This window comes from Mesorhizobium australafricanum, assembly GCF_033977265.1.
Lineage (GTDB): Bacteria > Pseudomonadota > Alphaproteobacteria > Rhizobiales > Rhizobiaceae > Mesorhizobium > Mesorhizobium australafricanum.
In genome coordinates this window covers 1-25,536 of record NZ_JAVIIT010000011.1, presented here as the reverse complement: position 1 = coordinate 25,536, position 25,536 = coordinate 1, and the positions used below count along the sequence as shown (strand labels likewise).

The window sequence follows — 25,536 nt, the reverse complement described above, 5'->3', positions numbered from 1 at the left end:
GGGCCCCTCCCTTAAGTCTGTGGAGCAGGTTCAACTCAGCAGGTTTGAAAGGAAGCCTCGCCAAAGTTCTCTATCCAGTCCCTTGTGTCAGGATGACCTCTGGCATTGGGGCCGACGCCGACACAGTCGCAGCCTGCCGCGATCGCCGCTTCAATTCCGGTGGGGGAATCCTCAAAAACCAAGCATCTTTTGCCGGCGATGCCCAGCATTCGCAACAGCGTTTGATAGGGTTGCGGATACGGCTTTCCCTGACTGACGTCCTCGGCTGCAATCATGATCCGCGGCCAGGAGAGTCCAGCCGCCTCAAGGCGGGCAAGGGCCGAAACCCGTGCCGAAGAGGTTACAATAGATCGCCTTTCTGCTGGGATAGAGCTATAGAACTCTACGGCGCCCTCGATCGGTTGCAACAGGCTCATCGCTTGAACCTCGTAATCCGCGATGCGATTTGCCTCGCGTTCTGGCGAGAGACCGGGCGCGATCGCCGCCACCAAATCGATGTCGCGGCGGGCGGCTGACATCCGCACCGCGTGATCCGGAGAGATCCGTTCCTCCCGTGCCCATCGACGGAGTGCGCTTTCGACCACGGCCTCCGAATCTACAAGGGTTCCGTCCAGATCGAAGGCTAGGTGATCATAGTCGTTGAGGTGAACATTAACGGTTGCGGTTTTCGCGCGATTTTTCAAGGCTTTCCACCCCATATCAGGCCTAATGATGCTTATCGGAAAGGCAGGCTCTCTCTGTGTTGTGAAATGCCTCCGCGCAGTATTCGACCATGGCTGTGTCAGTGACCTGTGCAGTCATGTCTTCGTCCCAATGGTGTGCCGGCTGCAAAGCGGCAAAAAATCTTCCAAGATTTTCCCGGCGAGTATCTGGCGTTGCTCATTCATCGGCGATGGCAGAGGCGAAGCCCCGCGGCAGTAGGTCATATCCAGATAGATCTTGCCGTTGATCTCCTGCGCTATAGCGCCATTGCCGGGGGCGGAACATGATGATGACCCGGTGTCCCGCTCCCGTTCAGCCAAATGGCCGATAGCGCCAGGACCGAGCATCTAAATTGCGCCTTTGCTGAGTGACATCGCCATTCGCCTGGCGTTGGCCATGATTGTGTGGGTCGGATTGCTGTTCCCGGCAAAGTTCATAACGGAACCATCCATCACATGGATGTTGGTCAACCCATGGACCCTGCCGCGGCTGTCCACGACCGAGTTCCTCGGATCGCTACCGGCGCGCATCGTGCCGTGCAGGTGGGAGCTGCCTTTTCCCGGGAAATATGGCTCTCGCTCGATGCGGAATGCGCGAAGGTGGCGCAGAATGTCATCCGCGCGGTCGGCGAGAAAATTCCTTCGTGCACGGTCATTTTCCGAGCTTCGGTAGTCGAAACGGATATAAGGGGTACCGTACTGGTCAGCGGCCTCGTCAAGCGCGACGCGGTTATGCGACCAAGGCTCTTCTCCGGCTATGTAGTGCAGGCGCACAACGCCTACGTTCTCATTCGGCGAAGGGAAATTCGCTTCATAAATGAGCCCGCCAAATTTGCATGGCGCGCTGTTATGTTCGTAGAACTCATCGGTATAAACGGTCGAATGCGGTCCCCAGTGCGGAGCAAATGCATCGGAGCCCCGATCGGCTCGCTCCATGTGGCCGACGGAGTACCCGCCAATCTTGAACGAGAGGCCGCGTCCAACGAGGCCGGCTTCGTTTCCTATTCCCTTCGGTGCATGGTCACCCTTCGACCGGAGCATCAATGCCGCTGTTTGTATCGCGTTTGCGCAGACGATGACCCTTTCAATTGGGATGCGGATCAGTTCCGATGAGAGCGGCACATAGCACTCAAGGGCTCCAGCCCGACCGTCGTTCTGCATTTGGATCCGGTTGACGAAACAGCCGTATAGAACCGAGATTGTCCCTGGCAGGGCGGAGTCATCCAAAATGTTTCTTGCAAGCACTGATGCTCTCGCATCCGTAGTGCACGCCAGTTCATCGCAAGCCGAACAATTGATGCATCCCTTGTTGGTCCCTGGCGGCCTGATTGCCAGTGGGATGGTTTTTGATCTTATGCCGAGTTCCTGCATTGCATTGGATAACATCAGCCCACGCGGACTGGCTGGATACGACGGAAACCCATTCGCGCCACTGATCTCCAAGAGATGCTCGATCTCCAAATAGTAGGGTTCGAGCTCCTCAAGGGTAATCGGCCAGTCAATCGCCATGTCAGTCGTAAGATATTGGGAAGCTGACAGATCTGCTTGTCGGTATCTGAACGTTATCGCGTTGTAGAACCCCATCCCCCCGCCGACGCAGCACGCTGTCCAGGGGTTGCCATCGGCGTGGCCATTGGAAGTGAGTGCCTTGCTGTAGGCCGCTTGATGAGGCCCGAGCATGGCGCCGGGACAAGCCGGGCCTCCATATTCCAGGACGGCCACATGGCACCCCTTTTCCGCAAGTGTTCGAGCGACGATCGATCCAGATGGCCCGGAGCCGATAACAACCGCATCGAAGTTTGTGTAATTACACGCGTGCGCTGCAATGTGTCTGATGTCCGTCACGGGCATTAGTCTCCTGTGAGGTTTGTGGTAGCGGGCCAGCGGGCGGTGTTCGCGATTGACATCAGGAGGTGCTTTACACGGGCCGTGTAGTGGGGGGCGGAGATGCCTGCCGGGCCGTTGGCTGGGTGGCGGCAGGTGACGAAGAGGCCGTCGTACTTGGATGCATCCGGAAGAGTAGCGGCGGCGGCATTGGTGGGGTGATCATGAAACGTCTTCTCCTTTTCAATGACGTGGTGCGCATGACACCGCATTTACTGTGCCAACGAAAAACCGTTTTAACTCAATCCGATGCTTGTACTCTGGTAGTCGCATTTCCAACATTGTCGGACATTGGACAGTGTCAAACGCCAAGCGCTCGTGGGCTCGATCCGCCGTCAAGAATCATGGACGCGGCAGTCTCAGCCTTCGTTTCGAACGTCTTCGTGCTCGAGGCCACCCGGGCGCTGGCCCGCACGCCTGGCCGAGGGCGAAAAGTCCCGGACCCAGCCGCTGCACCTTGACGCCCTCGTCGCCGACCGGCAGGCCCTGCAGCATCGCCTCGGCGCTATCTCGTCTCGGGTCAACGAAGCTTGCCGCGACAGCTCGCCGACAGCCCGTTTTGGCTCATCAGCGGGGCCGGGCAAAGAGCGGCGTCACGATCCTCACACTCACAGCGATGTTTAGGCAACCGGTCGCAGATCGCGCACCGGGCGGCATAGACGAGTCAAGTGGGCGGTCCCGGAATTATGTGGTTAGCCAGTTCCGGCTGTTCCTGCATGCCGGCGCCTACTGGCTTATGTGGGGCCTGCGCGCCGCGATGCCGAAACGAGCTTTGCCGTCGCCCAATTCGACACGTTGCGATTGCGCCTCATCAAGATCGCCGCGCGCGTGGTCGAGATGAAGACCCAATTCGCCTGCACCTGCCGACATCCTGCCCGGACCAGCGCATCCTGCGCATCGTCCTCAGTCGCATCCCGCAACTCGCGACATAAACGATGGGGCGCAGACGCCCCGAAACGAACCCGCTGACCGCAACCCGCAAACCCCCGCCTGCCATCACCGACGGATCAACCCCGGCGCCCGACGAGGCTTGTCAAAACGTACCGCAACGGCGACCAGAGCGCCGCCTCAGGCCGTCGAAAGCTCACCGCCGTGCATCAAGCGAGCTAACTGCTGACCAGAGCACGAGGTCTGCGCATTGTCCGATATAGCTGCAAGACTTTGGGCTACCACGCGCGCAGTTCTGCCAAATCGGCAGCTGTCTGCAGTGACTCAGCATCCCAAAGCGTGTGGCCGAGACTAGTCGGGCCGGCTTCCACGTGAGGCGCGCCCGCTGGCCAGAAGGGGCGATCTCGCGCACCAATAACGAACGTTATCAAAGTCTGCGACGGCTGCTTCAGTCGCGAAGCGGCTGGGAAACAAATGCGGCATTAGGTAGCAAATGCCACCAAGACAAACGTAAGTAGTTGTTCTTATGTCGAAAAGGAAGGTCACCAATTCGATAGATAGCTACCTATGCCACGCCTGAAAGTGTCCCAAAGACATCGTTTTCACGGTGTCATTGGGACCGTCGAACTGTCCTGACCAAACCTAGGCGATGGCTCTCTGCCAGATGCTCTTTTACCGCATTGAACCAGTCGGTTGGTAACCGACCGATGACGCACGTTCCTTCCGCACCCGGCAGTCTCGAAAGGCATCGGGCATTCCGAAGGTCTGGCCCTGGCCACGCGAAGACGTTGAACTCGTCGGTATATATCCATGAAGGCTCGTCATCGAGACCAAGATGACGCTTCAGTTTTGCAGGCACTTCCAATGCCCGCCTTCCCGGTCGTGGTCTGGAATGCGATATGCCCAAGACATAGACTACTGGCGTTGGCCCAACGTCATCTCTGGCAAGAACAACAGCGGAAGGATACGTTTTTTCGCCGTCCTCACGTGTTCCTACTTTCGACCGCCACAAATATTCATAGGCGATCGCATATCCGACGGGCGGATTTTCAGGAATTCTCATTCCAGGGGCCTAAAGTTTTGGGCCTGAGAACTCGGTTTCTAAATCAGGGATGTCATCCAAGTTATAGGATTCGCCTGCTGCCATTTCCGATCCAAGGATCAAATCTACCTCGCTGGCCGACAGCTCCGAGGTGGGAAGAGCTCGACGAAACGATGCCCACATAGCCTTGAATAGCGGGCCTGATACGAGGAACGTGGACGTTCTGCCGTATTTTGTAATCTGGACAGGCGCTTGAAGCGCGCGGTCATTCCACTCTCCAAAGTTCTTTTGAATTTCCGAGGCTGGAACTGAAACCATAATTCATCTCCTTTATCCGTATGTTACGTAACATAAGGAAATTGTCAAGATTGGAAGCAATTAACCATCGCTCAAAAGAGACGATCGACTCCTGCCGGCCTTCCGGGTATGAGCCCGATCCATGTTCAGGACGGCCCACATACAGCTTTGATTTCGTCGGTGGCCCAGTGGCTGCCGCGGACGCTGTACGCATGCAACCTGGAGCCTGAACATGACCGCCATCCCATTCCCCGTCGCCTTTATCGCCGCGCAGCCTGCTGCCGCGGTGCTGCACGTCCCGGTCCCGTCCGGAGGCTTGGAAATACGCGGCCCAGCCGCCTTCCAAGCCGAGGAGGGACTGAGCCGTGGCGAAGTCCAGACAACAACCGAAAGGGCAGCATTTCCTGCTGTCGCCGGAATGCCGGACGCTCACCGTCATGGACCTCGCCAAGGTCCGCGAGGAAACCGCCCATGGCTGGTTCAGGAAGATGCGCTGGCCCGAGACCGACGGAGAACCGTACTGTCCGAAGTGCGGCACGCTGCGTTGCCACGCGATGAGCCGCGGCCGCTTCAAGTGCTCTGACAGAGTCTGCAAGGCGGTCTTCACCGTTACCTCCGGAACGGTCTTCGCATCACGGAAGCTGAGCTTCAGGAAGATGCTGATGGCCATCTGGTTCTCGGTGAACTCGGTCAAGGGCAAGGCCGCCCTGCAGCTCTCTCGCGAGATCGGCGTGCAGTACAAGACCGCCTGGGTGCTCCTCATGAAGCCGCGCGAGGCCATCGCCTGGCGCCGGGATGACATGGTGCTCGAGGGCGAGGTCGAGATCGACGGCAAGTACGCCGGCGGCCACATCCGTCCCGAGAACAAGGCGGAAGACCGGGTCGACCGCCGCCTGAAGAAATTCCAGAACATGAAGCGGCTGTGTGCACTGGCGATCAGGGAGCGCGGCCTCGGCGGCCGGACTTTCACGCGCGTGATCCGCGACGAGGACGGCGACGCGGCCTGGGCGGCCGTGCGCGACCAAGTCTCGCGCTCGGCTACGGTGATCGCCGACGAGCATGCCAGCTACAACGACATCGTCGGCCTCAACAGGATGCAGCGGGTCAACCACTCCAAGGCCTACCAGGCCGAGGACGGGACCAACACCAACCAGATCGAAAGCTTCTTCTCGCGCGTGCAGCGAGCCTATGTCGGCATCCACCACCGCTTCTCGCTCAAGTACTTCGACTGGTACGTCGCCGAGCTCGCCTGGCGCGAGGACACGCGGTACCACGGCAACCGAAGCCAGACGTTCAGCGTCCTGCGAACCGCGCTGTCGCGGCCGACCTCCCGGTTCCTCTGCGGCTACTGGCAGGGAAACAAGCCACCGGATCTAATCTGGGAGGGCAAGAAGGCTCCGGCCTAGGAACGCGGGAGCCGTTTCGACCGCGCTCCGCGCCGCGTCTAGGCGGTGATTTCCCAAAGAAACTGCCTGTTCGCAGTCTTGCCGACGTGCCTCATGCGCCCGGCCTTCGTAAGCTGGGTCAAGACAGCCGACAGCTTGCGCGATACCCGGTCGACGATCTCCGCTTCGCCGCCCAGTCCGATCGCATGCGAGAACTTCGCGGCACATTCGGATGTCGAGACCGGGTTTGCCGAGTCACGGAGAATTTCGAGCACGACCTGACGCTGGTTCACGCCTCCCATGGAGGCTTTGACCTCATCTGAAATTTTGGTGATTCCGCCCGGACGGCGCGCCTTGGCTGGCATGGGCCCGTAACCGGGTTCGTAGATGGCAATGACCTTGTCGATGGAACTGACCTGCTCGCGGACGTCGGCCTGCAGCTTCGCCAGTTCCTCGAGCCTGTTGATCAATTCGGCTCGTTTCAGTTTCAACTCATACGCGACGCTCATGCCCGCCCTGTCTCATATTCCGACTTGAGACAGGATAGATCAGCTCGCTCAGGAGATCTGGTGGTTTTTGCTACCTAATGCCGAACAAATGCGGCCCTTCGCTCTGGCTCGCCCTGAATTTTTTGCGGCAGGACCCGTAAGTCTCTCGACAGCTAACCCTGTTAACAAACCGATTTGTTGAACGGGCAAGATTTGTTGAACGGGCAAGTCGTCGAAGCGGCGCTTGAGTCGATCGAACGCTTGCAATGAATACCTGGCTGGTATCGATGAACAGAAGAAACGCTACTTCAACGCTATTCTCAGATGGCCTCGCGACAGACTTAACAAGCCGGTCAGAAATTCTGGAAATGTTCGAATAATCTGCGAACTCGGAAACAGGAGCATACATGGAATCCCACAATAGCGGATGGTTCAATACCGAGGGTTGGATGCGCGAATACGCTGCCCTGCAAGAGCGGCAGCGGACGGAACAGCCACACGGCACGTCTGAGGATCACAGTGGTTTCGAGCAGCACCTAAGCCAATTGCAACTCGGTTCCTCTGGTACGAGCTCCGCTGAGGCCAGTTCGCCAGACAGCCCAGCCGCAGAGGTCCATAGAAGGAGTCTCCACACTGACAATCGCGCTATGACACGGAACCTGCGGGATGATCGGTTCGGCAACGCGCGCCACAGCCTAGACCAGCCTCGCGCTCACTTTGACAGCTCCCCTGCAGAGGTGTCGCAGTCTGGGTTACATGACAGGTTGTTCAGTAGCACGCGCTACACTGCCTCGTTTGAACCGCTGGCTGCGCCCACCAGGGATGACAAAAGCCGCGGTTTGTGGTCGCGTTTCAAATCAGAGATCGGAAAAACCTTCGGAAGCAAAAAGTCGTCGGGCGGTTCGGGGTCGAAATTTGTCCCTACAGAGCTTCGCATGGATTTCGCCAAACGCAGTCGCTCTTCCGCCAGCGGGGACATGTATCCCCAAGACGAGCGCCTCATCGAACTGTTTAAGGAAACAGTGCAAGCGTACGAAGTTGTTCCCGACGGCACCATCGGCCGAGGGGCCGGAAAGGTTCCCGCTCCGACCATCAAGGACAATAAGGCGGCTCTTGCGAGTTTTGCTCGTTGGCTGCGAGAAGAGAACAAGAAGCCGATGGCTCCTCGGCTTCTTAACGAGCCAAGGTCGCTGGCCAACGACGTCGATGAGTACATCGCACTCGGAATGGACCATCGTGACCGCCTCAGGTCGGCAATGTCTCATCTCCGGAGGCTTTCGCCTGACGGCCAAGTAATCCAATCAGCTGGCACTGGGCCCCGCCTGATGGGGCGCCAGTCAGCGAATCCTCATCCCGACGACGCTCTCATCATCGATGGCCTACTCAAACAAGAGCTAAGCAAGCTGGGGCCCCGTCCAACTCGCAAAGAGAGCAACCCCGCCTCAGCCATGGCTTCCAAGCAACGGAGGTTTAGCGATTGGCTCCAAAGGGAGGCCAGGGAGAGCATCGTGAGCCGAATCAACGGCACCGATCAGCAGCAAAAGTCGTTGAAAGCAGATTTAAAGGACTTCAGCAAAGCCACAGGACAGCAAGGCGCTCGACTGGATCAGATTCGGCAGTACCTAGGGGCTGAGAGTCAATCGACCAAGCTTCATCCGTATCCAGATGACGCCAGCGTCATCGATGGCCTGGCCAAGGAGCAAGTGAGCAAGCTCGGAAACGACTCGACTCGCCAGCAGAGACAAGCAGTCGCGAAAATTGCTTGGGAGCTACGCAGGTTTAGTGATTGGCTCCAAAAGGAGGGTAGGGGGAGCATAGCGAGCCGGATCAACGGCAGCGATCAGCAGCAACGTTCATTGAAAGCAGATCACAAGGAGTTCGACAAGACCAAGGCACAAACCGCCGTAAGTCTCGAACGGTTTCGGCAGTACGCAAGCGATGGGACCACGACCGGGATCCAATCGATCAGCAGGTATCATCCGTATCCCGACGACGCCCGCATCATCGAAGGGTTTGCCAACGAGGAGCTGATGAGGCTCGGGTCGGACGCCACCGCCCGACAAAAAAACGTGATCGGAAATATTGCTAGCGCGCAACGCGGGTTTAGTGATTGGCTCCAAAAGGAGGGTAGGGGGAGCATAGTGAACCGTATCAACGGCAGCGATCAGCAGAAGCGATCGTTGAAAGCCGATTTCAAGACTTACACCAACGCTAAAGGACAAAGCACCGTGAGTCTCACAAGGCTCGGGCAATACTTACAAGTCGTCGAGGCGAACGCTGCGCTGGGGTTGTCCCTTGAGCAGGCAAGCGGGCGGGAACCTGCCGGTTCGCAAACCGACAGTTACGATCAGTCGCAGCTTTGGCGTGATGCGGACGAGGCAGGAGGCCACGGGCCTGCCGGGTGGGACCGTCCCTGGTCGGGGCTGTCGTCGCATTCGGACGAACGCGCCGCATCGCAAGTGGAAAGTTACGATCAGTCGCGGCTTTGGCTCGACGTGGACCAAGCCGCGGGCCAGGGACCAGCAGGATGGACCTCTTCCTGGTCATCGCAGGAGGTGGACCACGCTGGGCGGGGGGAAAGCGCCGCCTCCCAGGAAAGCTATGATCAGTCGCAGCTTTGGCAGGAGGTGGACCAAGCCGGATGGCAGAGACCTGCCGGTTGGACCTCTTCCTGGTCATCGCAGGAGGTGGACCACGCTGGGCGGGGGGAAAGCGCCGCCTCCCAGGAAAGCTATGATCAGTCGCATCTTTGGCAGGAGGTGGACCAAGCCGGATGGCAGAGACCTGCCGGTTGGGACCGCCCCTGGTCAGGGCCGTCGTCGCAGTCGGATCAGGATATGGGGCCAACTCAGCCGTCCGCGTCAGCTCGGTCATCAGATATCTACCGCGGTCTTGAGTCCCTGGTCGATTTGCCGTCCACACCGGCCGAGTTGCGTGATGATGCTCACTATGAGCCGTTTCTGGGTACAGCCTCCGATGCTCAGGTTGGGGCGCTCAATCCGCAAGCCTCGTCTCACCGCAGCGGACGGGCGCTCGGCGCCAGGGAATGGCTCAGCGATGTGCATATCCAGGGAGATTACGAACTGCTGGCGCAGGAGCTGCAGAGGGACAATCCAGATCTCGCCGTCCGAACGCAGCTCGTCGATCCCCTGGTAGCTCATTACCATCTGCGCCTGGGCTCCGACAGCGTCGTGCTCAGGGCTTTCCAGCGCATCGTCTATGATCACAATGGCAACGATACAGCCGACTTCCTGTTCCTGCCTGTCAACGATGCCAGCGCTACGGATCCTGACCGCCGCGGCACCCACTGGTCACTACTGCTGGTTGACCGACGCGAGCGGGCAAGGCCGGTTGCGTATCATTACGACTCCGCCCGGGGGCACAACGACCAGCCCGCAGCACTGCTCGCACAACGGCTGGGAGCCCGCGTGGAGACAGTCCGCATGACCCAGCAGCGCAATGGCTATGATTGCGGGGTCTTCGTGCTCGACGGCACGCGGGCGCTGGTCAGACGATTGGCGCAAAGGCGGCGGCCAGCCATGCTGCACCTCGACAATCTTGTCGTCGATCGGCAGGCACTGCAAAACCGACTACGGGGCTGATGTAGGATCTGCTGGCAGATTGAGGCTAGTCCCTATGATTGCTTGGCCTGAGGGTGGCCCGTCATCCGATATGCAACGGTACGAGGGTTAAGCCGGCTGGCCGGCACAGAGCCTCATGCATAGGAGACGGGCCATATGGAACATATCAGATTTGTCGGTTTGGATATTCACAAGCAACGGATCTCGGTCGCGGTGGCGGAGAGCGGACGCTCTGGGTCGGTGGAATATCTCGGCGAGATTGCCAATGACCCTGCTGCCATTAGCAAGCTGTGCGACCGTCTCGGGCGGTCCGGCAAGCCGCTGGCGTTTTGCTATGAGGCCGGCCCGTGCGGTTATGGCGTTCATCGCCAACTCACGAGCCTCGGCCATCGGTGCGACGTGGTGGCACCGTCGCTGATCCCGAGAAAGCCTGGCGATCGGGTGAAGACGAACCGCCGCGACGCCACCATGCTCGCCCGCCTCAATCGGGCCGGTGAGTTGACCCCCGTTTGGGTGCCCGACGCCGATCATGAAGCCATGCGCGACCTGATCCGGCTGCGCAGCGTCGTGCGCCAAGTGGTGACGCGAGCGCGCCAACATCTTCAGGGATTTCTGCTGCGTCACGGGCGCAAGCACGAGCGTGGGACCGCCTGGCGATTGGCTTACCGGCGATGGCTTTCGACCCTGGCCTTCGAACATCCCGCGCAGCAGATCGCATTTCAGGACTACGTCGATGCCGTCATGGATGCGGAACGGCGCCTGCAGCAGGTCGAGGAGCAGATACTCAGCCTGCTCCCGGAATGGAACCAGCGCCCGGTCGTTGACTCCTTGCAGGCAATGCGCGGGATCGCGCTGATCAACGCCGTGGTGCTGGTCGCAGAGGTCGGCGATTTCACACGCTTCTCCAACCCACGCCAGCTCATGGCCTATTTCGGCCTGGTCCCTGGCGAGCAGTCGAGTGGCGAGACCGTCTGGCGCGGTGGCATCACCAAGACCGGCAACGCCCATGCCCGCCGCGCGCTGGTCGAGGGCGCCTGGGCTTACAGGATGCGGCCGCGCATCGGCCGGCACAAGGTCGACCGGATCGAGGCGCTGCCAAAAGTCGTCCGCGACATCGGCTGGAAAGCGCAAGTTCGGCTGTGTACCCGATATCGTCGGCTGAGCGCGCGCGGCAAGAACGTCAACGTCGTCATTGCCGCCATCGCACGCGAGATGGTGGGCTTCATCTGGTCGATCGCCTGCACGGTTCAATCCGCGCCAAAGGCGGCGTGACCGCTATTTGACAGACAGGCCAGCAGAGGAGATCGCAAAACCCAAACATCAGCCTCGGCGATATGCGGTGCTGGAGGCGGGACAATGCCGGGGAGCCCTCGTTACCACTATGAGCCTTGACGCTCGGCACCTAGACCGAGGCAGCCCCAAACGAAACAAGGTCATGCGGCCCGACCCGCGGATGAGAGATTGTTGACCGACGTTCAAGTCCCGCCTCTTGCACCTCATATCCGCCGTACAAGTGCCTCGACCGCCAATCGGGTTCGGCGGGCCAATTTCTACGCCAAAGGCCATTGTCAGCAATCATGAGAGTGGATTGAATCTAACACTTGGTGCCCACGTTTGACGGCGGCGATGATTTTGTCGGGGTCGGCGGTCCAGGTGAAGGGTTTGGGTTGTCGATTGTGCTCTGCGAGGAAGCGGTTGATGGGCGCCTGCAGGTCGATGACAGAATGAAAGACGACTCGCTTGAGGCGTCGCTTCGACAGCTTGGCGAAGAAGCCCTCGACAGCGTTGAGCCAGGAGCAAGACGTGGGGGTGAAGTGGAAGGTGAAGCGCTGATGGCGGTTGAGCCAGGCACGCACCTTAAGGTGCCGTCGCCGACGCCATTCTCGACAGGATTGTTCATAACGCCCACCGCATCGTGCTCCTGGGCGACAGCATGCGAAAGCAAAAGGCGGCGCCCCACTTGACCAGCGCCGAAAACGGCGAAATCAATCACCCATGACGACAACCAGGCACCCAAGGACCACCACCGCCAAACTGTCCGGGACTTAGTGAAACGCTGTCCGCGACTTAGCGGAATCCCAGTCCGGCTCACATGGGCATTGAAGTGTCAAGTTAGTCATCGATGAAGCATTGCGTTCTCCAAATCGTCGGTATCCAGGTTCCGAGCCCAACTGCATGACGCGGCTCGTTTGCCGAGCCTGGTCCAACTCACATCCGGTCGCCCGCGGATTACGGGCGGACCAATATCCCGCGTGCGGCGGGTGGGGCTCAGGACGACGAGACCATTCTTTTGAGACGGCATTTCGCCATGCCGGACATCGGTTCATCGACCTGGAACTGCCAGGAGTTGATCGGATCCTGGCGGATTTCTGGAAAGGGGGGAATTACGAGATCGTCGGCGTCAGGTGCTTTTCATGATCGCCCCTTCGATGACCACGCCCGAGATCGCATACTTCCACAACGCGACCAGCAGCTTGCGCGCCAATGCAACGATGGTCGATTTTTTCATGCGACCGCCATTGCGCTGCACTCGTTCGCCAAACCATCGGGCCAGCGCGGAGCTCGGTTGATGCCGCAGCCAGAGCCAGGACATCTGTATCAGCGTTGTCCGCAGCCTTGGATTTCCGGCTTTCGAGACGCCCTGCTCGCGATCGATGGAGCCGCTCTGCCAGGGCGTCGGAGCCAGTCCGGCATAGGCGGCGACCTGGCGGCGATTATCAAAATGCCGGAACAACCCCTCCGACCACAGGATGGCGGCAAACTCGGCGCCGACACCCTTGATTGCGAGCAGCAGCTTGACTGCTGACGGCTTCGCCTCCGCAGCTTGCGCCGCAATGAGCGCGTCGCGTTCTTCCTCGACAGCCTTGATCTGATCGATGAGAAGTTCGAGCCGTTCAAGTTCCCGGCATATCTGGGCCTTCATCTGCGCGGGCAGCGCACGGTCGTCGCCAGTCCGAAGCTCTTCGAGCCGCTGCCGCCGATCCCTGCGCAGCGGCTGATAGTTCGTGACGCCTTGTGAGAACAGCAGTCCCTTGATCCGATTGACGTGGGTCACGCGTTCGGCGATGAGTGCCTTGCGCTCGCGGCAAATTCGGCGACGATCCTCTTCATCGGGCGACGGAGCCCGAACCATAGCGCAGACACGTGGCTCGCCGCGCTTGTAAGCCATCAAGGTCCGCAACAACGCCTCACCGTCGATGCGGTCGGTTTTCGCCCGTTTGCGTCGACGCGATATCGCGATCGACGCCGGGTCCACGACATGACTTTCGATCCCTTCCTTCTCAAGCGCCCGGTGAATCCAAAAGCCGTCGAGGCCAGCCTCCTGAATGGAGACGATCGGATAATCACACCCGGTTTTTGCTTCGCATCTCTCTCGCAGCTTCCCGAACAGCGTCAACAGCCCGACCAAGTCTCCAGCCGGCACGGAATGCTTCGACATCTTCTCGCCGTTCCCCGGCGACAATGACGTCAGAAGCCAGCTCGAACGACTGAGTTCCATCGAAACGAAAATTGCGCCAAGATCGGTGCGGATGGCGGTCGGCTGTGTGGGTCGTGTAGTCATATGCATGGCTCGCTTTCAGAAGGAGTTGAGACGACCTCATTCTGCAAAAACGCCGGCCGCCATCCAGCCCATGGGATCTTTTGCGAAATGCGCACAAAGAGGCCTCCGGTCTGGAAAACCTCAAGCCATGAGATGTAAAACACCTATCAGGTGCTCTGCGACGCATGGCCAAAGGACCGCTTTCATAATATTAGATTGCGCTAATCATTGCGTGGCCATCGGAACGCACAGAGAACAAAAACGCTGTGGGAACCGCCAGCCCTGCCGGGCCTCAATTTCACTTCATTGGAGGGTGCTCGCCGCTTTTTCCAAGGCTTTCGACGGCCAGATCATCATGATCGACTCCTGTGTCAGCGTTCGCCAACATGCGGCCAGGGCAAAAAGGGATGACGACGATGTTTCATGTTCCTGCGGCGGGCTCACGACCAAGGTCACGCGCTCGTCGATGCCAAAGGCCGACCAGTCGATCTCGTCCTGACTGCCTGGCAGGCACATGACCGGAAGCCTGCCATGTGCAGAGGCTCATCCGTCAGCTTGTCGAAAGCCAAGCAGCATAGAATTCAGCCGCCAGGCCCAGCTTGAGCGGCAACGCGCTGGAGATCGCGCGGTCGGTATAGCTGTCGACGACCGTCCAGCCTTACGTCTCGGTATGGAGGCGGCAGAACCCCAATTGATCCTCGATCGAGGCGTCTCGCTGATCGTCCGATGAGTAGCAGGCGTAGAACGCGACCTTCATGCGGGGACCTCCTTACTCCGGGAGGCGGTTTCGCATCCGGCTGTCTGTTTCGGCTTGAACGAAGTCCCGTGCGGCCTGTCGCGCCAGCAACCGTACCAGACTGATGACATCGGATCGGCTTCGACGACGCAGGTACAGCCGGCTCGCGGGCCGCGTCGGCGACCGCACGAAGCTTTTCCGCTGTTGTACGTCTGGGTCGCGCCATGAGCGCGTCCTGTCCTCGCGCGGAACAACCCGCTTCGCAACAATGATTCCGAGTGACGGTGCATTGTCAAGACAAAAATGCTTTATGAATCAACGGCTTGTTGAGGGATCGGAGCAGATGCTGACGCGGGCCAGCGCAGCGCGAGGCACGGTCGACCATCGTCGTAGCAATAATATTTTTGTGATCGCCTCCCTTGAATGAGGGACGTCTTGTCACGGTGGCATCCCAAATGCCTTGGAGGGGCCATGTTTATTTACAGGGGCCGAGAATACGTCCACCAGCCTTGCGCTCCAAGGGAAAACACGGCTATATATCTGGATATAGCAGGAGGCACGCGATGAGCAACACTGCGCAGAAGAGAGCCCTCGAAAACTACCGGTCCCGCCTGACCGAGCGAGGCATCGCGCGGTTCGAAATCCAGGCGCTCGACGCTGACCGTGATCTACTCCGATCCCTTGCCCGGAAATTGACGGAGGAAGGTCCAGAAGCGGGGCAGCTTCGCCGGACCATACAGAAGGCGCTGGCGGGGGAGCCTCCGAAAGCTGGGGGCATTCTCGCGGCTTTACGTCGCTCACCTCTTGTTGGCGCGGATCTCGACCTCAGCCGGCTGCAAGAAGAGGGGCGTAAGGTCGAGCTGTGACGCGCTACCTTCTTGATACCAACATCATTAGCAACGTCATCAAGCCAGAGCCGTCGTACTCGCTGCTAGCATGGATGGGCGCGCAGAAAGATGACGACCTCTTCATTGCTTCGCTTACCGTGGCCGCAATCCGCCGAGGCATCTTGGAGAAACCGAAAGGCAAGAAGCGGAGCACCCTTGAAGCTTGGTTCGCCGGCTCCGAAGGCCCGCAAGCGCTGTTCGCCGGTCGCGTCCTGCCGTTTGACGAGAAAGCTGGCCTCGTCTGGGCCAGTCTTATGGCTGGCGGGAAGGCGAAGGGACGCCCCAGAAGCGCGCTCGACCTTATCATCGCTGCGATCGCCGAGGCCAATCACTGCGTCGTCGTGACAGACAATGAAAAGGACTTCGAGGATGTTCAGATCATCAATCCGCTCCGCAGCTCTGGGAGTTAGGAGGTAGATAGGCGATTCACTTCATTTCGAAGATTTCAGCGGCACCGAGTTCGAACACCTCGTGTTCGGCTACCACCTTTGCGATGGCTGGACTGTCTCGCCTGCTTCGGCCAGACGGAAGCGACCAAGGGCGCGACATCATCGGCACACGTCCGTTTGAGGACGAGCCGGACGAACGCACTGTCATTCAAGCGTCAATCGCGGCAGCCTGACTCAATCAAAGGCCGAGAAGGATAACGCCGAATCCGTAGGAAAATTCCGACAAGCGCTCCTGCAGGTTTAAAAGTTCCCCCGATCAGGTCCGCGCCGGCATGAGCGCAGCGTCGATACGGCGGTGCATCAGCGAGACCATTGAAAACAAATCCTCGGCATCCTCCTTCGACATCTGCCAGTGAATTTTTGCGCTGTGCGCAGTGGTATTGCGGAACATGCTGAAAGTCCCCTTCACCAGGTGCTCGCTCCTCTCGCTATCGGTCACGAGCGTGTTGATCGCCAACATCGGCATGTCGGACAGCATGGAAGTAGTCGTCTGCAAGCAGTTCCTCCCGGCAGAACATCAACACATCAGGATGCACCGCGGATAGTCAACTCGGCCCTCAGCTCGCGCACGCCGCGTCGCTTCTGATAAGGTTTGGGTTGCCTCGACGGAGCCCAGTTTTCCGGATGCCGCGACGGCCAATCCTGCAAATGCCAGAGCTCCGTTCAGGTTAAGGCGCATCGGCTCGAATCGTTCGGCCTCTCGCGCGAAACGCTCCGGTTTCATGGCCTTGCGGATGAACGCTATGATATGGGTGCGGGCACCACGCTTGTTCTGGTCGTTGGCAAAGGCATTGTACGATCTGTGTCGCTTGGTCATTGGGGAAACGGTATCGGCGATCTTGACCGTGGCCAGCAGATGTCCGATTTCCAAGCCGGTCAGGCCGTCGGCGGCCTCGCCAAATGCGTCAGCGATTGCTTGCAGCTGTGATTGCGTGAATGTCTTCATAGGCGTTCCCCCTCGGCCACCTCGAATTATTGACGTTGCCGCCGGTTGCGCCTATTTATCGCCTCGGAGGCTTTGTAAGCGGAAACGCGAGCATTGCCTTTTTTATGCCGGTTTCAGCCCGGTAGGACGCAAGTCCTGAATGTGCTTGAACCCCCATATTTTTTCACCCCCTCCGTCTAACGGCTGAATCGGAGTCGTTTCACGCGGCTCACCAGTGGCGATAGTTCACCACGAGCGTCCGCTGTCATGCCTTTGAGCCGGAGTCCCCAACTGATGTTCCAGGCAAGCTGGATGAATGGTTCCGAACCAATGAGAACCTCGAAGGATTATGGTTTCTTCACGGTCGATGTGCCGAAATTCTGGGGGCCGCCGGAGACCATCTAGTGGGCGCCGGCTGAGGCATAGATAAGATTGCTATAGCTCACTTTTTCCGCTATCATGAGTTATAGAAAGGCGCTCTATAGCTCATGGTATGGAATTGGGAGCAGGCCGACTGGCCGCATTTTACCTACGACAAGATGGCATTGGACCCGCTGGAAAGCGAGTTCCTATTGCGATCGGGCGAGTTCCTGGGCGTGTTTCGCCATGTTGGCCCCGATGACCGCGACCAGATCCGCATCGATCTAATCAGTGAAGAGGCCTTGAAGACATCCGAGATCGAGGGTGAGTATCTCAACCGGGAAAGCCTGCAATCATCCTTGCGGCAGCAGCTGGGGCTCGGAGGCGAGAATAGGCGCGTCCCGCCCGCCGAGCGGGGCATCGCCGAAATGATGGCCGACGTGTATCTGCATTTTGCCAACCCGCTCTCGCATCGCACGCTCTATGCCTGGCACAAGATGGTGATGTCAGGCGAGCGGCGCATCGAGACGATCGGCAACTATCGCCAGCATGCCGATGCCATGCAGATCGTCTCTAACCGGCTGGACAAACCCAAAGTGCATTTCGAGGCGCCGCCCTCATCGCGCGTGAAAGCCGAGATGGACGCGTTCACCATCTGGTTCAACGATACCGCGCTCAAGGGCAAGACTCCGCTTCCCGCGCTGACGCGCGCCGGTATCGCGCACCTTTATTTCGAGAGCATCCATCCGTTCGAAGACGGCAACGGCCGCATAGGACGTGCCCTTTGCGAAAAAGCGCTGGCGCAAAATCTGGGCGAGCCGAGCCTCATCGCGCTGGCCTACACGCTCGAGCGTCGCCGCAAGGCCTATTACGATCATTTGGAGGCCAGCAACAAAAACAACGCGATCACCGATTGGCTGATCTACTTCGCCAGCACAATCCTAGAAGCGCAGCGCGTAACGCTCGCCCGCGTCGAATTCTCCGTTGCCAAGGCCAAGTTCTACGAGCACCATCGGGGGCAGTTCAACGAACGCCAGGAAAAAGCCGTCGCCCGGATGTTCCGGGAAGGTATCGCCAGTTTCAAGGGCGGCCTCAGCGCGGAGAATTATATCGCCATCACCCAGGCGTCGCGCGCCACGGCGACAAGGGACCTGCACGATCTGGTTGCCAAGGGTGCGCTGACAAGAACCGGTGAACTCCGACACACACGTTACATGCTGAATATTCGTGACGATCGTGCGTAGATCCCATCAGCGGATGACTAAGTCTGTACCACCGCGCGGCGGTCGAGCGACTGCGACAGCACGGCCACCGTGACGGCCAGAAGCGCGAGCGCGGCGCCCACCAGCGGCAGGTTCGCGTAGGATACGCCCCAGGAGATGGCGAGCCCGCCGATCCAGGCGCCGCCGGCATTGCCGACATTGAAGGCGCCCTGGTTGAGCGTGGCGGCAAGGTTTGGCCCTTCGGCCGCCGCCTCGACGACGCGGATCTGCAGCGGCGGCACGACGATGAAGATCAGCATGCCCCACAGGAAGACGATCGCCACGGCCACGCTCGCGATGGCGCCGAACTCGGTGAAGACGGCGAACAGCAGGGCCATGGCGAGCAGCGTGGTGATCACAGTCGGCATCAGCTTCCAGTCCGCCAGCCTGCCGCCGATGATGTTGCCGATGGTCATGCCGGCGCCGAACAAGAGCAACACCCAGGTCACGGTCGCCGTCGACAGGCCGGACACGTCGGTGAGATAGGGCTTGATGTAAGTGAAGACCGCGAACAAGCTGGCGGAGGCGAGCGAGGCGATCAGCATCGCCAGCCAGACCTGCAGCTTGCCGAGCACGCGCAATTCGCCGAGCAGACCGCCACCGCTAGGCTCGGCGACATCCGACGGCACCAGCCAGGCGATGGCCGCGACCGAGACGAGGCCGATGCCGACGACGGCGAGGAAGGTGTCGCGCCAGCCGAAGGCTTCGCCCAGCGCCGTGCCGGCGGGAACGCCCAGGATGTTGGACAGCGTCAAGCCGGCGAACATCAGCGCAATCGCGCTCGCCCGTTTGTTGCGCGGCACGAGGCTCGCTGCAACGACGGAGCCGATGCCGAAGAAGGCGCCGTGGCCGAAGGCGGTGAAGACCCGCGCCGCCATCAACAGCCAATAATTCGGAGCGATGGCGCAGAAGAAGTTGCCGATAACGAAGAGGGTGGCGAGGCCGATGAGCACTGGTTTGCGCGGCAGGCGGGCGGTCGCCATGGCCACGATCGGCGCGCCGAAGACGACGCCCAGCGCATAGCCGGTGACCAGAAGGCCAGCCGAAGGGATCGAGACGCCAAGGTCGGCCGCGACCTCCGGCAGCAGGCCCATAATGACGAATTCGGTGGTGCCGATGCAGAAGGATGCTATGGCAAGCGCTAGGATTGGCAGCGGCATGGGACGTCCCTGCTAAAACGGTCCAAGACCGAGATTGTCTGGACGGCCGCGATGCACGAGCTCCACCATAGCAACACTGGAATCAGAAGAAGGAGGGCGGCCCTTTTTCGAACACAGGCCGGGCTGTTGAGGCGGGCGGCGTCTGAGCGACGGTCGTCAACAGGACTATTCTGGCTCGGGCGACCTGACGTTTCTCTCTCATGGGCAACTGTGGAGGAAACGAAAACATGATCAGCTGCCGATGCCGATTGCCTCCGCGCAAGTTGAGGAAATCTTGGCGAGAACTCCGGCGGCTTTTTTTCGACACTAGCCGTTCGCCACGGCCTCACATGCCTGCGCCCGCGAGCACGGTTCGGTGTGGAAATCATGTCTGTTCTTGCTGTTCGCCGGGGACCCCCCGGTGAACACAGGATGACGAGGTTGGCTGAACTGGCGACTCTAAACATTACAGCGCTGCGCTCCAGTCTGGAGCTCAATGCCCCTGATGCTGCAAGCAAGCGCTATGCCACCTTGGGATCTTGTCCCTGTCTCAGGCTCCCCGAGCTATAGGCGTTGAACGAGAAAGCATCGTGCCCTGCTCGCAGAGTCGCCTCGACAAGGCTATGGTTCTTGTTATCGAGCGCAGCAATTTCCACCGACTTGCCGTGCTCTACTCTATCCAATGGCCGGCACGCGGCCGAGCGATCTCATACGCATCGCATGTCTGCGCCATATGCTGGTCTCTGATGCCATACTGCCTTGCGATTTCGGTCATCGGTTTCGACCAGACCAGATCGTAGAGCTCGGCCCGCGTCATTCTCAGCACGTATCTTCCCTCTCGTATCAATCGCCAGCAACGTGAGCCAGCCTCTCGGCTATTTAGACGCGCTTGGCCTTACCTCCGCCTAAATGAAGATTTCGTGGATGCGCTCGGGCCGCGCCATTCATCAAAACGGAACGAATATCCGCCCTAATTTTTCTTACCCCAGGTAGCCGGGAAAGGACTTCCCGATGGATCTCTTCGTAGCCCCGGATGTCCTTTACGCAGACAGTCAGCCGCGGTTTCAGTGGGGTCGAGCCGCGGTGAGAAAACCGCTGTGCAGGGTTGACCCACGCTTTCTATTCGAACCCAAACTGCCGATGACAGTATGTTCGCGCTTTCCAGCCGACCACCTCCCTTTGAAGTTGCGCGAACCATCCGGCCATGGCGAGTGATGGCCGCAGCAGCCAAGGGACAAAGCAGGGGTTGAGCGTTCACCAGCCGGTATCCGGCATTTGATTTTCCTCCTGGCAATCCAGGGGGCTTGCGATTTCTCGTTTTTGCTGCGCCTATCCCCAAGTCAGAATGTTAACTGGCTTGGGCAAACCAACGCTGCAACCGATACAAAGGAAAAATGGATGGCAACTGGCACGGTAAAGTGGTTCAACAGCACGAAGGGCTTCGGCTTCATCCAACCCGATGCGGGCGGCCCGGACGTTTTTGTCCACATTTCCGCTGTGGAGCGATCGGGTCTTTCGACTCTCGCTGACGGCCAAAAGGTTAATTACGAGATCGAGCAGGACCGCCGCACCGGGAAATCCTCGGCCAGCAATCTCAGCAAAGTAAAGTGAGCTGACGGCTTCTTGCGCATGGCGCAACAGCCGCCCGACGGCGAGCCTCTACCGACCGCCGCAGATGAAATCGCGCGTGAACATGAAATCGACGGAAGCCTCGCGCAAATTGTTGCAGGCCGGGGAACGCAGTGCAAAAGGCGGGAGTCTCCCCGCCTTTCCAAGTCAGCACGCCGGAACAACACTCAGGCCGCGCCGTTTTTGCGGGCCCTCTTTGCCGGCGCGGCCTGTTCGGCCCGATCAGGCTTTCGACCCAGGCCCAGGGTCTTGGCTAAAGCAGAGCGAGCTGCGGCATAATTCGGGGCAACCATCGGGTAGTCTGCCGGCAGGCCCCACTTTGCGCGGTATTCGTCGGGCGTAAGGCCATAGTGGGTTGAGAGATGGCGCTTCAGCGACTTGAACTTTTTTCCGTCCTCCAAGCTAATGATATAGTCGGGCGTGACCGATTTCTTGATGGGAACGGCAGGCTTGAGGTCCTCAGGCTTAGGGACCGGGCCGCCGATCGTGCCTTTTAAGGCGGCATGAACCTGGTCGATCAGGCCAGGAAGGTCGCTCACCGGGACCGGATTGTTCGAGACGTAGGCCGATACGACGTCGGCGGTAAGCTCGATGAGGGCATCACTATTGCTCTCGATTTCTTCTGTCACGGAACGCTCCTGATTTTGATGGCTTCTGCAAAAATCAGCTTGATTAATGAAGGCAGCCACAGAACGCAATGAAAGGTTGCGTTCCAGCCCTAGACGCATCTCCACCGCCCAAAACTTCCAGTAGAATGATCGATTGGTCGCTAAGGCGCTTTGGTGATGGATGGACAGGTATTTCCACCAGAACGGTTCAGTTTTGGCTTTGAAGCAGCCGTCGAAATTACTCGGTTCGGCATTGTAATGCCCTGATCCTGCCACTCTCCAGAGGCAAGTGCGCCGAGGGGAGAAATCTCCAACTAAACGTGTTCACGAACAGAGAAGGGCTCGCCCAATGAGCAGGGTGGCGCGCGCGGACGCAGCTTCAGTTTCGTCGGCGACGTTCGCGCCGCTGGAGAGCCCCACCTTTCGCGCGATCTGGCTTGCCGCACAGCTGTCCGGTCTGGGCTGGCTGTTTCAGACGGTTGCGGTCAGCTGGCTGATGGCGACCATCTCGACCTCGGATGTGATGGTCGCCCTGGTGCAGACCTCCACGACGCTTCCAGTGTTCATTCTATCGATCTTCGCCGGAGCCATTGCCGACAATTTCAGCCGCCGCCACGTCATGGCCATCGGCTGGTGCGTGATAGCATTGTCGTCGATCATGCTGACCGCTCTTGTGGCGCTGGGATTTTACAATCCTTGGATAATCCTCGCCTTCAGCTGCCTGGCTGGATGCGGCGCTGCCTTCACTGATCCGGCCTGGCATGCTTCCGTCGGAGACATCCTGCGAAAGCGCGAAGTTCCGGCCGCGGTCACGCTAATCTCGGTCGGCTACAATGCCATGCGAAGCATCGGTCCGGCGCTCGGCGGCGTCGTTGTCGCCTCCTTCGGACCTCTGACGGCTTTCGCGGTGGCGACGCTGACCTATCTGGCGATGCTGTGGGCCATAGGACTCTACAAATGGAGCGGTCGCGCTTCGCCTCTTCCCCGTGAGCCATTGAGCACGGCCATTCATGACGGGGCCCGCTTCACGGCGCTGTCGGGAGAGATCAAGGCGGCGATCGCGCGTGGATTCCTTTTCGGTCTGACGAGCATCTCGATCCTGGCGCTGCTGCCACTGGTTGCCCGGGACCAGCTCGGGGGAGGGCCGATCGCTTATGGTGTCCTGATGGCTGGATTTGGCGCCGGCGCCTTGTGCGCGGGCATTTCCAACAACGCGCTGAGACGGTCGCTGTCGCAAGAGCGTCTGACGACGCTCGCCTGTATTGCCTGCGCCGCCTGCTGCCTGGCGCTTGCCTTCACGCCTTCGCTGGTGGTGGCGGCGATTGCCTTGACGCTGGGCGGCGCGGGTTGGGTCGTCACCTGGACGGGACTTGACGTCAGCGTGCAATTGTCGAGCCCGCGCTGGGTCGTTGGCCGCACGCTCTCGATCTACTCGGCCCTCTCGTCGGGAGGTGTCGCGGTCGGCAGCTGGATTTGGGGCGTGGTGGCCGAAAACCATTCCCTGACGCTGGCGCTCGAGGCGTCTGCGGGCGCTCTCTTGTTGGTTGCCGCCACCGGACTGCTGCTCCCGATCCGCCAGTGGAAAGAGGCCGACCAGGATTCGCTTGGCTTCGAAACGCCGGCGCTCGCCCTCGACTTGAAGTCGAGAAGCGGCCCGATCGTGGTTAAGATCGAGTACTCCATACCGGAAGCCAACGTCGAAACCTTCCTCGACCAGATGCAGGAACGCCGCCGGGTGCAGAGCCGCGCCGGCGCCCGGCACTGGAACCTCCAGCGCGACCTCCAGGAACCCTCGCATTGGACGGAGACGTTCCGCACGCCGACTTGGATGGACTACCTTCGCCTCAACCACCGGCTGACCGCGGAGGACAGGGAACTGGATCGGTCTCTCCTCGAACTGCATGCGGGAGAGCTTCCGCCTCGCACGCGGCTTGCGATCGAGCGGCCGACCGGAGCGCCGCGCAGGCGGGAGCAGTCGGGGAGCTTCTTTTTCCGACGGTGATCTCGTCTCGATTTGGTAATCGCTAACTGCTCCAAGCGCAGGCATCATGATGGTGGCAAAGGCCGCCGCGAAGTTCGATGGAGATGGAGCGCGGCTGGGGGATCGCTATCCACAGCTCTACAAGCCGAACAGTGGTGCCAACGACGCGCACGCTGCGGTCCCGCCGAAGCGCCGCCGGGCGCTCCGCCTTGCTGTCGTCATGTCGCTCAAGTTTTAGACAGATCAGCGAATCACAACGGGCAGACCAGTCAATCGGCTGTCCAATCAATTCAATTCTGCGGGAATGTTCAGCTGGCGTGGCTGCCGGCGTTCCAAGCAGCTGGATTCCGTATGCCTTACGGTCGCAGCCGGTCTAACGTACTCGCGTCGGCCATACCGTTCGCACGTCAGTTCAGCCGGCCATTGTCCCTTGGCCAAAAGCAACGGTTTGCTCCGGCGGCTCTCAGATTCTGCTCAGCTCTCATAGCGCGTCAGTTTGTTGTCAGGTCAGCCAAGCTACGTTCCGCCTCAAGGAAGCAATGGTTGTTAGGTGATGTTGAAGGTGATTGCGACCTCCCGACCGCGAGCGAAAGGTATTCGAGCGTCGGCCCGGCCAAGGGCCTGCTCGATTTACCGATCGGACAAGCTGCTTCCTTCAGAGCTCCCGGGTTCGGTGCCCTAGGCGCGCTTTGGGGTTTCTGAGCGACGACCATGTTGGCTCGCCTGTCGTTGCTCCACACACTTTAGGCGATGCGTTGTTGCCTGGATCGGAGACGAAACATGACCAACATCGGCCGGACGGGAAGATCGCGCATCGGAGGCACTCCAGCCGGTGACGCCCCGGACGGCAGGTCCCGCGCCGCATCAGGTCACGCCGCGGCAGAAGGTGGAAACGCGTTCAACTCGATTGTCGAGCGGACGCACCGCGAGCCGCAGGCTAGCGAAGCTTCCTCCAGCCGCGTCGCAGGCCGCGGTGATGATACCCCGCAGGACCGGTCCGCGCGCGTCCCCGTTGGTCAACCACGACTTTTCGCTTCCGCATTGCGCGGAACGGGCATGACGCGGCGCCGTTTTCCTTTGGCGCGAGAAGGTGAAGCAAGCGAGGAAGAAAGCGCTTTGCGTTCTGACGATGAGCCGGGACGCGGTGATCATGCAAGCGAAAGTTCTTACGCTCCGGTCCTGTCGCATCGACAAACCACGTCCGATAGGAACGCAGGGCCAGGAGAGCGACGTGCCGACGATGGCGCAGAAACCAACATCCGTCTTGGAAGCGAGCAGCGGTCTCATGGGGAAGGACGGCAAGCGGGTCCTTCGCGTTCCGATGCCGGATCGCGGCGCAGAGATGGCGTCACCGAAAGCTCACACACCTCCGCCCCGTCGCATGGTCGAAACCCATCCGGCATGGAGGCCAGGCCGCCACGCCGTGACGATGGGAGCGCGCGCGATAGCCGCCGCATAGGTTCTCAACGGCCTGAAGGGTCGCGGCAGCAATCAGGCGCTTTGCGGGCCGAGGGCGGACCCTCGCGCCAGGCGCAGCGGTCCGAACTTTCCCACGGAGGCGGGCTACCGCCGCATAGACAAACTGTCGATTTGCAAGCGGGACGGCATTCCGAAGCAGCCCGGCAGCGCGTCTCTCGCGCAATGTCGAGTAATCTGTTCAACAATGCCCTCGATGACATTGGTCGAGCTCGGGACATCGTTCAGTTCTCCTGTGCGGTGGTGCGCCACAGCGGCATGCTGCGGGACCAGGAAG

20 protein-coding genes and 5 pseudogenes are annotated in these 25,536 nt (G+C 59.9%); 13 read left to right on the top strand and 12 right to left on the bottom strand.

The features are described 5' to 3' along the window. Nucleotides 1-35: 35 nt before the first annotated feature. The gene (locus tag RFM98_RS20770; protein WP_320310616.1) at nt 36-683 is read right to left on the bottom strand and encodes an HAD-IA family hydrolase; all 648 of its coding nucleotides are present in this window, start codon (nt 681-683) and stop codon (nt 36-38) included. 366 nt (nt 684-1,049) lie between these two features. Beyond that, on the bottom strand, nt 1,050-2,546 hold the full coding sequence (locus tag RFM98_RS20765; protein ID WP_320310615.1) for a GMC oxidoreductase: 1,497 nt from the start codon (nt 2,544-2,546) through the stop codon (nt 1,050-1,052). Nucleotides 2,547-3,279: 733 nt separating this feature from the next. Here RFM98_RS20765 and RFM98_RS20760 point away from each other — a divergent pair. After that, nucleotides 3,280-3,517 (top strand): annotated as a pseudogene (locus RFM98_RS20760) (transposase); the annotation flags it as partial. A 1,028-nt stretch (nt 3,518-4,545) separates the two neighbouring features. Here RFM98_RS20760 and RFM98_RS31410 read toward each other — a convergent pair. Beyond that, the gene (locus tag RFM98_RS31410) at nt 4,546-4,833 is read right to left on the bottom strand and encodes a hypothetical protein (RefSeq protein WP_430682331.1); all 288 of its coding nucleotides are present in this window, start codon (nt 4,831-4,833) and stop codon (nt 4,546-4,548) included. A gap of 416 nt (nt 4,834-5,249) precedes the next feature. On the opposite strand from RFM98_RS31410, the pseudogene RFM98_RS31405 reads away from it, so the two are divergent. Both RFM98_RS31405 and RFM98_RS20750 read left to right on the top strand, forming a co-directional pair. Next, nucleotides 5,250-5,351 (top strand): annotated as a pseudogene (locus tag RFM98_RS31405) (hypothetical protein); the annotation flags it as partial. 123 nt (nt 5,352-5,474) lie between these two features. Beyond that, nucleotides 5,475-6,218, top strand: coding sequence for an IS1595 family transposase (locus RFM98_RS20750; RefSeq protein WP_320310614.1), 744 nt, complete (start codon nt 5,475-5,477; stop codon nt 6,216-6,218). A 38-nt stretch (nt 6,219-6,256) separates the two neighbouring features. On the opposite strand, the gene RFM98_RS20745 is transcribed toward RFM98_RS20750, so the two are convergent. Beyond that, nucleotides 6,257-6,706, bottom strand: a complete 450-nt coding sequence (locus tag RFM98_RS20745) for a hypothetical protein (protein WP_320310613.1) — start codon at nt 6,704-6,706, stop codon at nt 6,257-6,259. A 914-nt stretch (nt 6,707-7,620) separates the two neighbouring features. Here RFM98_RS20745 and RFM98_RS20740 point away from each other — a divergent pair. Both RFM98_RS20740 and RFM98_RS20735 read left to right on the top strand, forming a co-directional pair. Further along, entirely contained in the window at nt 7,621-10,287 is a 2,667-nt protein-coding gene (locus RFM98_RS20740; protein WP_320310612.1) for a Ulp1 family isopeptidase, read from the top strand. Nucleotides 10,288-10,422: 135 nt separating this feature from the next. Beyond that, the gene (locus RFM98_RS20735; protein ID WP_320310611.1) at nt 10,423-11,538 is read left to right on the top strand and encodes an IS110 family RNA-guided transposase; all 1,116 of its coding nucleotides are present in this window, start codon (nt 10,423-10,425) and stop codon (nt 11,536-11,538) included. A gap of 296 nt (nt 11,539-11,834) precedes the next feature. Here the strand turns inward: RFM98_RS20735 and RFM98_RS20730 are convergent. After that, nucleotides 11,835-12,131: pseudogene (locus tag RFM98_RS20730) on the bottom strand (IS630 family transposase); the annotation flags it as partial. Nucleotides 12,132-12,133: 2 nt separating this feature from the next. On the opposite strand from RFM98_RS20730, the pseudogene RFM98_RS20725 reads away from it, so the two are divergent. Next, nucleotides 12,134-12,265, top strand: a pseudogene (locus RFM98_RS20725) (ATP-binding protein); the annotation flags it as partial. Nucleotides 12,266-12,667: 402 nt separating this feature from the next. On the opposite strand, the gene RFM98_RS20720 reads toward RFM98_RS20725, so the two are convergent. Continuing rightward, a complete protein-coding gene (locus RFM98_RS20720) occupies nt 12,668-13,828 on the bottom strand; it encodes an IS110 family RNA-guided transposase (protein WP_320310610.1) in 1,161 nt (386 codons plus the stop codon). Between the two features lie 292 nt (nt 13,829-14,120). Here RFM98_RS20720 and RFM98_RS20715 point away from each other — a divergent pair. The 3 genes and pseudogenes from RFM98_RS20715 to RFM98_RS20705 form a co-directional block, all read left to right on the top strand. Next, nucleotides 14,121-14,338 (top strand): annotated as a pseudogene (locus RFM98_RS20715) (IS5/IS1182 family transposase); the annotation flags it as partial. A gap of 768 nt (nt 14,339-15,106) precedes the next feature. Next, nucleotides 15,107-15,409 carry a hypothetical protein gene (locus tag RFM98_RS20710; RefSeq protein WP_320310609.1) on the top strand — a complete coding sequence of 101 codons (303 nt, stop codon included), beginning with the start codon at nt 15,107-15,109 and terminating at the stop codon, nt 15,407-15,409. Continuing rightward, nucleotides 15,406-15,840, top strand: coding sequence for a PIN domain-containing protein (locus RFM98_RS20705; RefSeq protein ID WP_320310608.1), 435 nt, complete (start codon nt 15,406-15,408; stop codon nt 15,838-15,840). The genes RFM98_RS20710 and RFM98_RS20705 overlap by 4 nt, the downstream gene beginning before the upstream one ends. A 295-nt stretch (nt 15,841-16,135) precedes the next feature. Here the strand turns inward: RFM98_RS20705 and RFM98_RS20700 are convergent, their stop codons facing one another. Both RFM98_RS20700 and RFM98_RS20695 read right to left on the bottom strand, forming a co-directional pair. Further along, nucleotides 16,136-16,375, bottom strand: coding sequence for a TIGR02391 family protein (locus RFM98_RS20700; RefSeq protein WP_320217790.1), 240 nt, complete (start codon nt 16,373-16,375; stop codon nt 16,136-16,138). A gap of 21 nt (nt 16,376-16,396) precedes the next feature. After that, entirely contained in the window at nt 16,397-16,825 is a 429-nt protein-coding gene (locus tag RFM98_RS20695) for a hypothetical protein (protein ID WP_320310607.1), read from the bottom strand. Nucleotides 16,826-17,292: 467 nt separating this feature from the next. Between RFM98_RS20695 and RFM98_RS20690 the strand changes: the two genes are divergently transcribed. Next, nucleotides 17,293-18,408 (top strand): Fic family protein, encoded by a 1,116-nt coding sequence (locus RFM98_RS20690; protein WP_320223106.1) that lies wholly within the window; start codon nt 17,293-17,295, stop codon nt 18,406-18,408. Between the two features lie 17 nt (nt 18,409-18,425). On the opposite strand, the gene RFM98_RS20685 is transcribed toward RFM98_RS20690, so the two are convergent. Then, nucleotides 18,426-19,586, bottom strand: a complete 1,161-nt coding sequence (locus tag RFM98_RS20685) for an MFS transporter (RefSeq protein WP_320223107.1) — start codon at nt 19,584-19,586, stop codon at nt 18,426-18,428. Nucleotides 19,587-20,963: 1,377 nt separating this feature from the next. On the opposite strand from RFM98_RS20685, the gene RFM98_RS20680 reads away from it, so the two are divergent. Next, a complete protein-coding gene (locus RFM98_RS20680) occupies nt 20,964-21,176 on the top strand; it encodes a cold-shock protein (RefSeq protein ID WP_320224045.1) in 213 nt (70 codons plus the stop codon). A gap of 185 nt (nt 21,177-21,361) precedes the next feature. Here RFM98_RS20680 and RFM98_RS20675 read toward each other — a convergent pair whose 3' ends face one another. Continuing rightward, complete coding sequence (locus tag RFM98_RS20675; protein WP_320224044.1) at nt 21,362-21,823, bottom strand: Ros/MucR family transcriptional regulator; 462 nt, start codon at nt 21,821-21,823, stop codon at nt 21,362-21,364. 328 nt (nt 21,824-22,151) lie between these two features. On the opposite strand from RFM98_RS20675, the gene RFM98_RS20670 reads away from it, so the two are divergent. Next, complete coding sequence (locus tag RFM98_RS20670; RefSeq protein WP_320310606.1) at nt 22,152-23,804, top strand: MFS transporter; 1,653 nt, start codon at nt 22,152-22,154, stop codon at nt 23,802-23,804. A gap of 46 nt (nt 23,805-23,850) precedes the next feature. Next, the gene (locus RFM98_RS20665) at nt 23,851-24,021 is read left to right on the top strand and encodes a hypothetical protein (protein WP_320310605.1); all 171 of its coding nucleotides are present in this window, start codon (nt 23,851-23,853) and stop codon (nt 24,019-24,021) included. A 626-nt stretch (nt 24,022-24,647) separates the two neighbouring features. Here the strand turns inward: RFM98_RS20665 and RFM98_RS20660 are convergent. Together RFM98_RS20660 and RFM98_RS20655 are read right to left on the bottom strand one after the other, a co-directional pair. Next, nucleotides 24,648-24,935 (bottom strand): hypothetical protein, encoded by a 288-nt coding sequence (locus tag RFM98_RS20660; protein WP_320310604.1) that lies wholly within the window; start codon nt 24,933-24,935, stop codon nt 24,648-24,650. Nucleotides 24,936-25,346: 411 nt separating this feature from the next. Continuing rightward, nucleotides 25,347-25,536, bottom strand: a 190-nt coding sequence (locus tag RFM98_RS20655; RefSeq protein WP_320310603.1) for a hypothetical protein, incomplete at its 5' end; no start/stop codon positions are given.

Excerpts from the sequence above, each read along its gene's own strand:
- RFM98_RS31410 (WP_430682331.1), bottom strand. The coding sequence starts at position 4,833 with ATGGTTTCAGTTCCAGCCTCGGAAATTCAAAAGAACTTTGGAGAGTGG.
- RFM98_RS20750 (WP_320310614.1), top strand. The coding sequence starts at position 5,475 with ATGGCCATCTGGTTCTCGGTGAACTCGGTCAAGGGCAAGGCCGCCCTG.
- RFM98_RS20745 (WP_320310613.1), bottom strand. The coding sequence starts at position 6,706 with ATGAGCGTCGCGTATGAGTTGAAACTGAAACGAGCCGAATTGATCAAC.
- RFM98_RS20740 (WP_320310612.1), top strand. The coding sequence starts at position 7,621 with ATGGATTTCGCCAAACGCAGTCGCTCTTCCGCCAGCGGGGACATGTAT.
- RFM98_RS20735 (WP_320310611.1), top strand. The coding sequence starts at position 10,423 with ATGGAACATATCAGATTTGTCGGTTTGGATATTCACAAGCAACGGATC.
- RFM98_RS20720 (WP_320310610.1), bottom strand. The coding sequence starts at position 13,828 with ATGACTACACGACCCACACAGCCGACCGCCATCCGCACCGATCTTGGC.
- RFM98_RS20710 (WP_320310609.1), top strand. The coding sequence starts at position 15,107 with ATGAGCAACACTGCGCAGAAGAGAGCCCTCGAAAACTACCGGTCCCGC.
- RFM98_RS20695 (WP_320310607.1), bottom strand. The coding sequence starts at position 16,825 with ATGAAGACATTCACGCAATCACAGCTGCAAGCAATCGCTGACGCATTT.
- RFM98_RS20690 (WP_320223106.1), top strand. The coding sequence starts at position 17,293 with ATGGTATGGAATTGGGAGCAGGCCGACTGGCCGCATTTTACCTACGAC.
- RFM98_RS20685 (WP_320223107.1), bottom strand. The coding sequence starts at position 19,586 with ATGCCGCTGCCAATCCTAGCGCTTGCCATAGCATCCTTCTGCATCGGC.
- RFM98_RS20680 (WP_320224045.1), top strand. The coding sequence starts at position 20,964 with ATGGCAACTGGCACGGTAAAGTGGTTCAACAGCACGAAGGGCTTCGGC.
- RFM98_RS20670 (WP_320310606.1), top strand. The coding sequence starts at position 22,152 with ATGAGCAGGGTGGCGCGCGCGGACGCAGCTTCAGTTTCGTCGGCGACG.
- RFM98_RS20665 (WP_320310605.1), top strand. The coding sequence starts at position 23,851 with ATGATGGTGGCAAAGGCCGCCGCGAAGTTCGATGGAGATGGAGCGCGG.
- RFM98_RS20660 (WP_320310604.1), bottom strand. The coding sequence starts at position 24,935 with ATGATCACCGCGTCCCGGCTCATCGTCAGAACGCAAAGCGCTTTCTTC.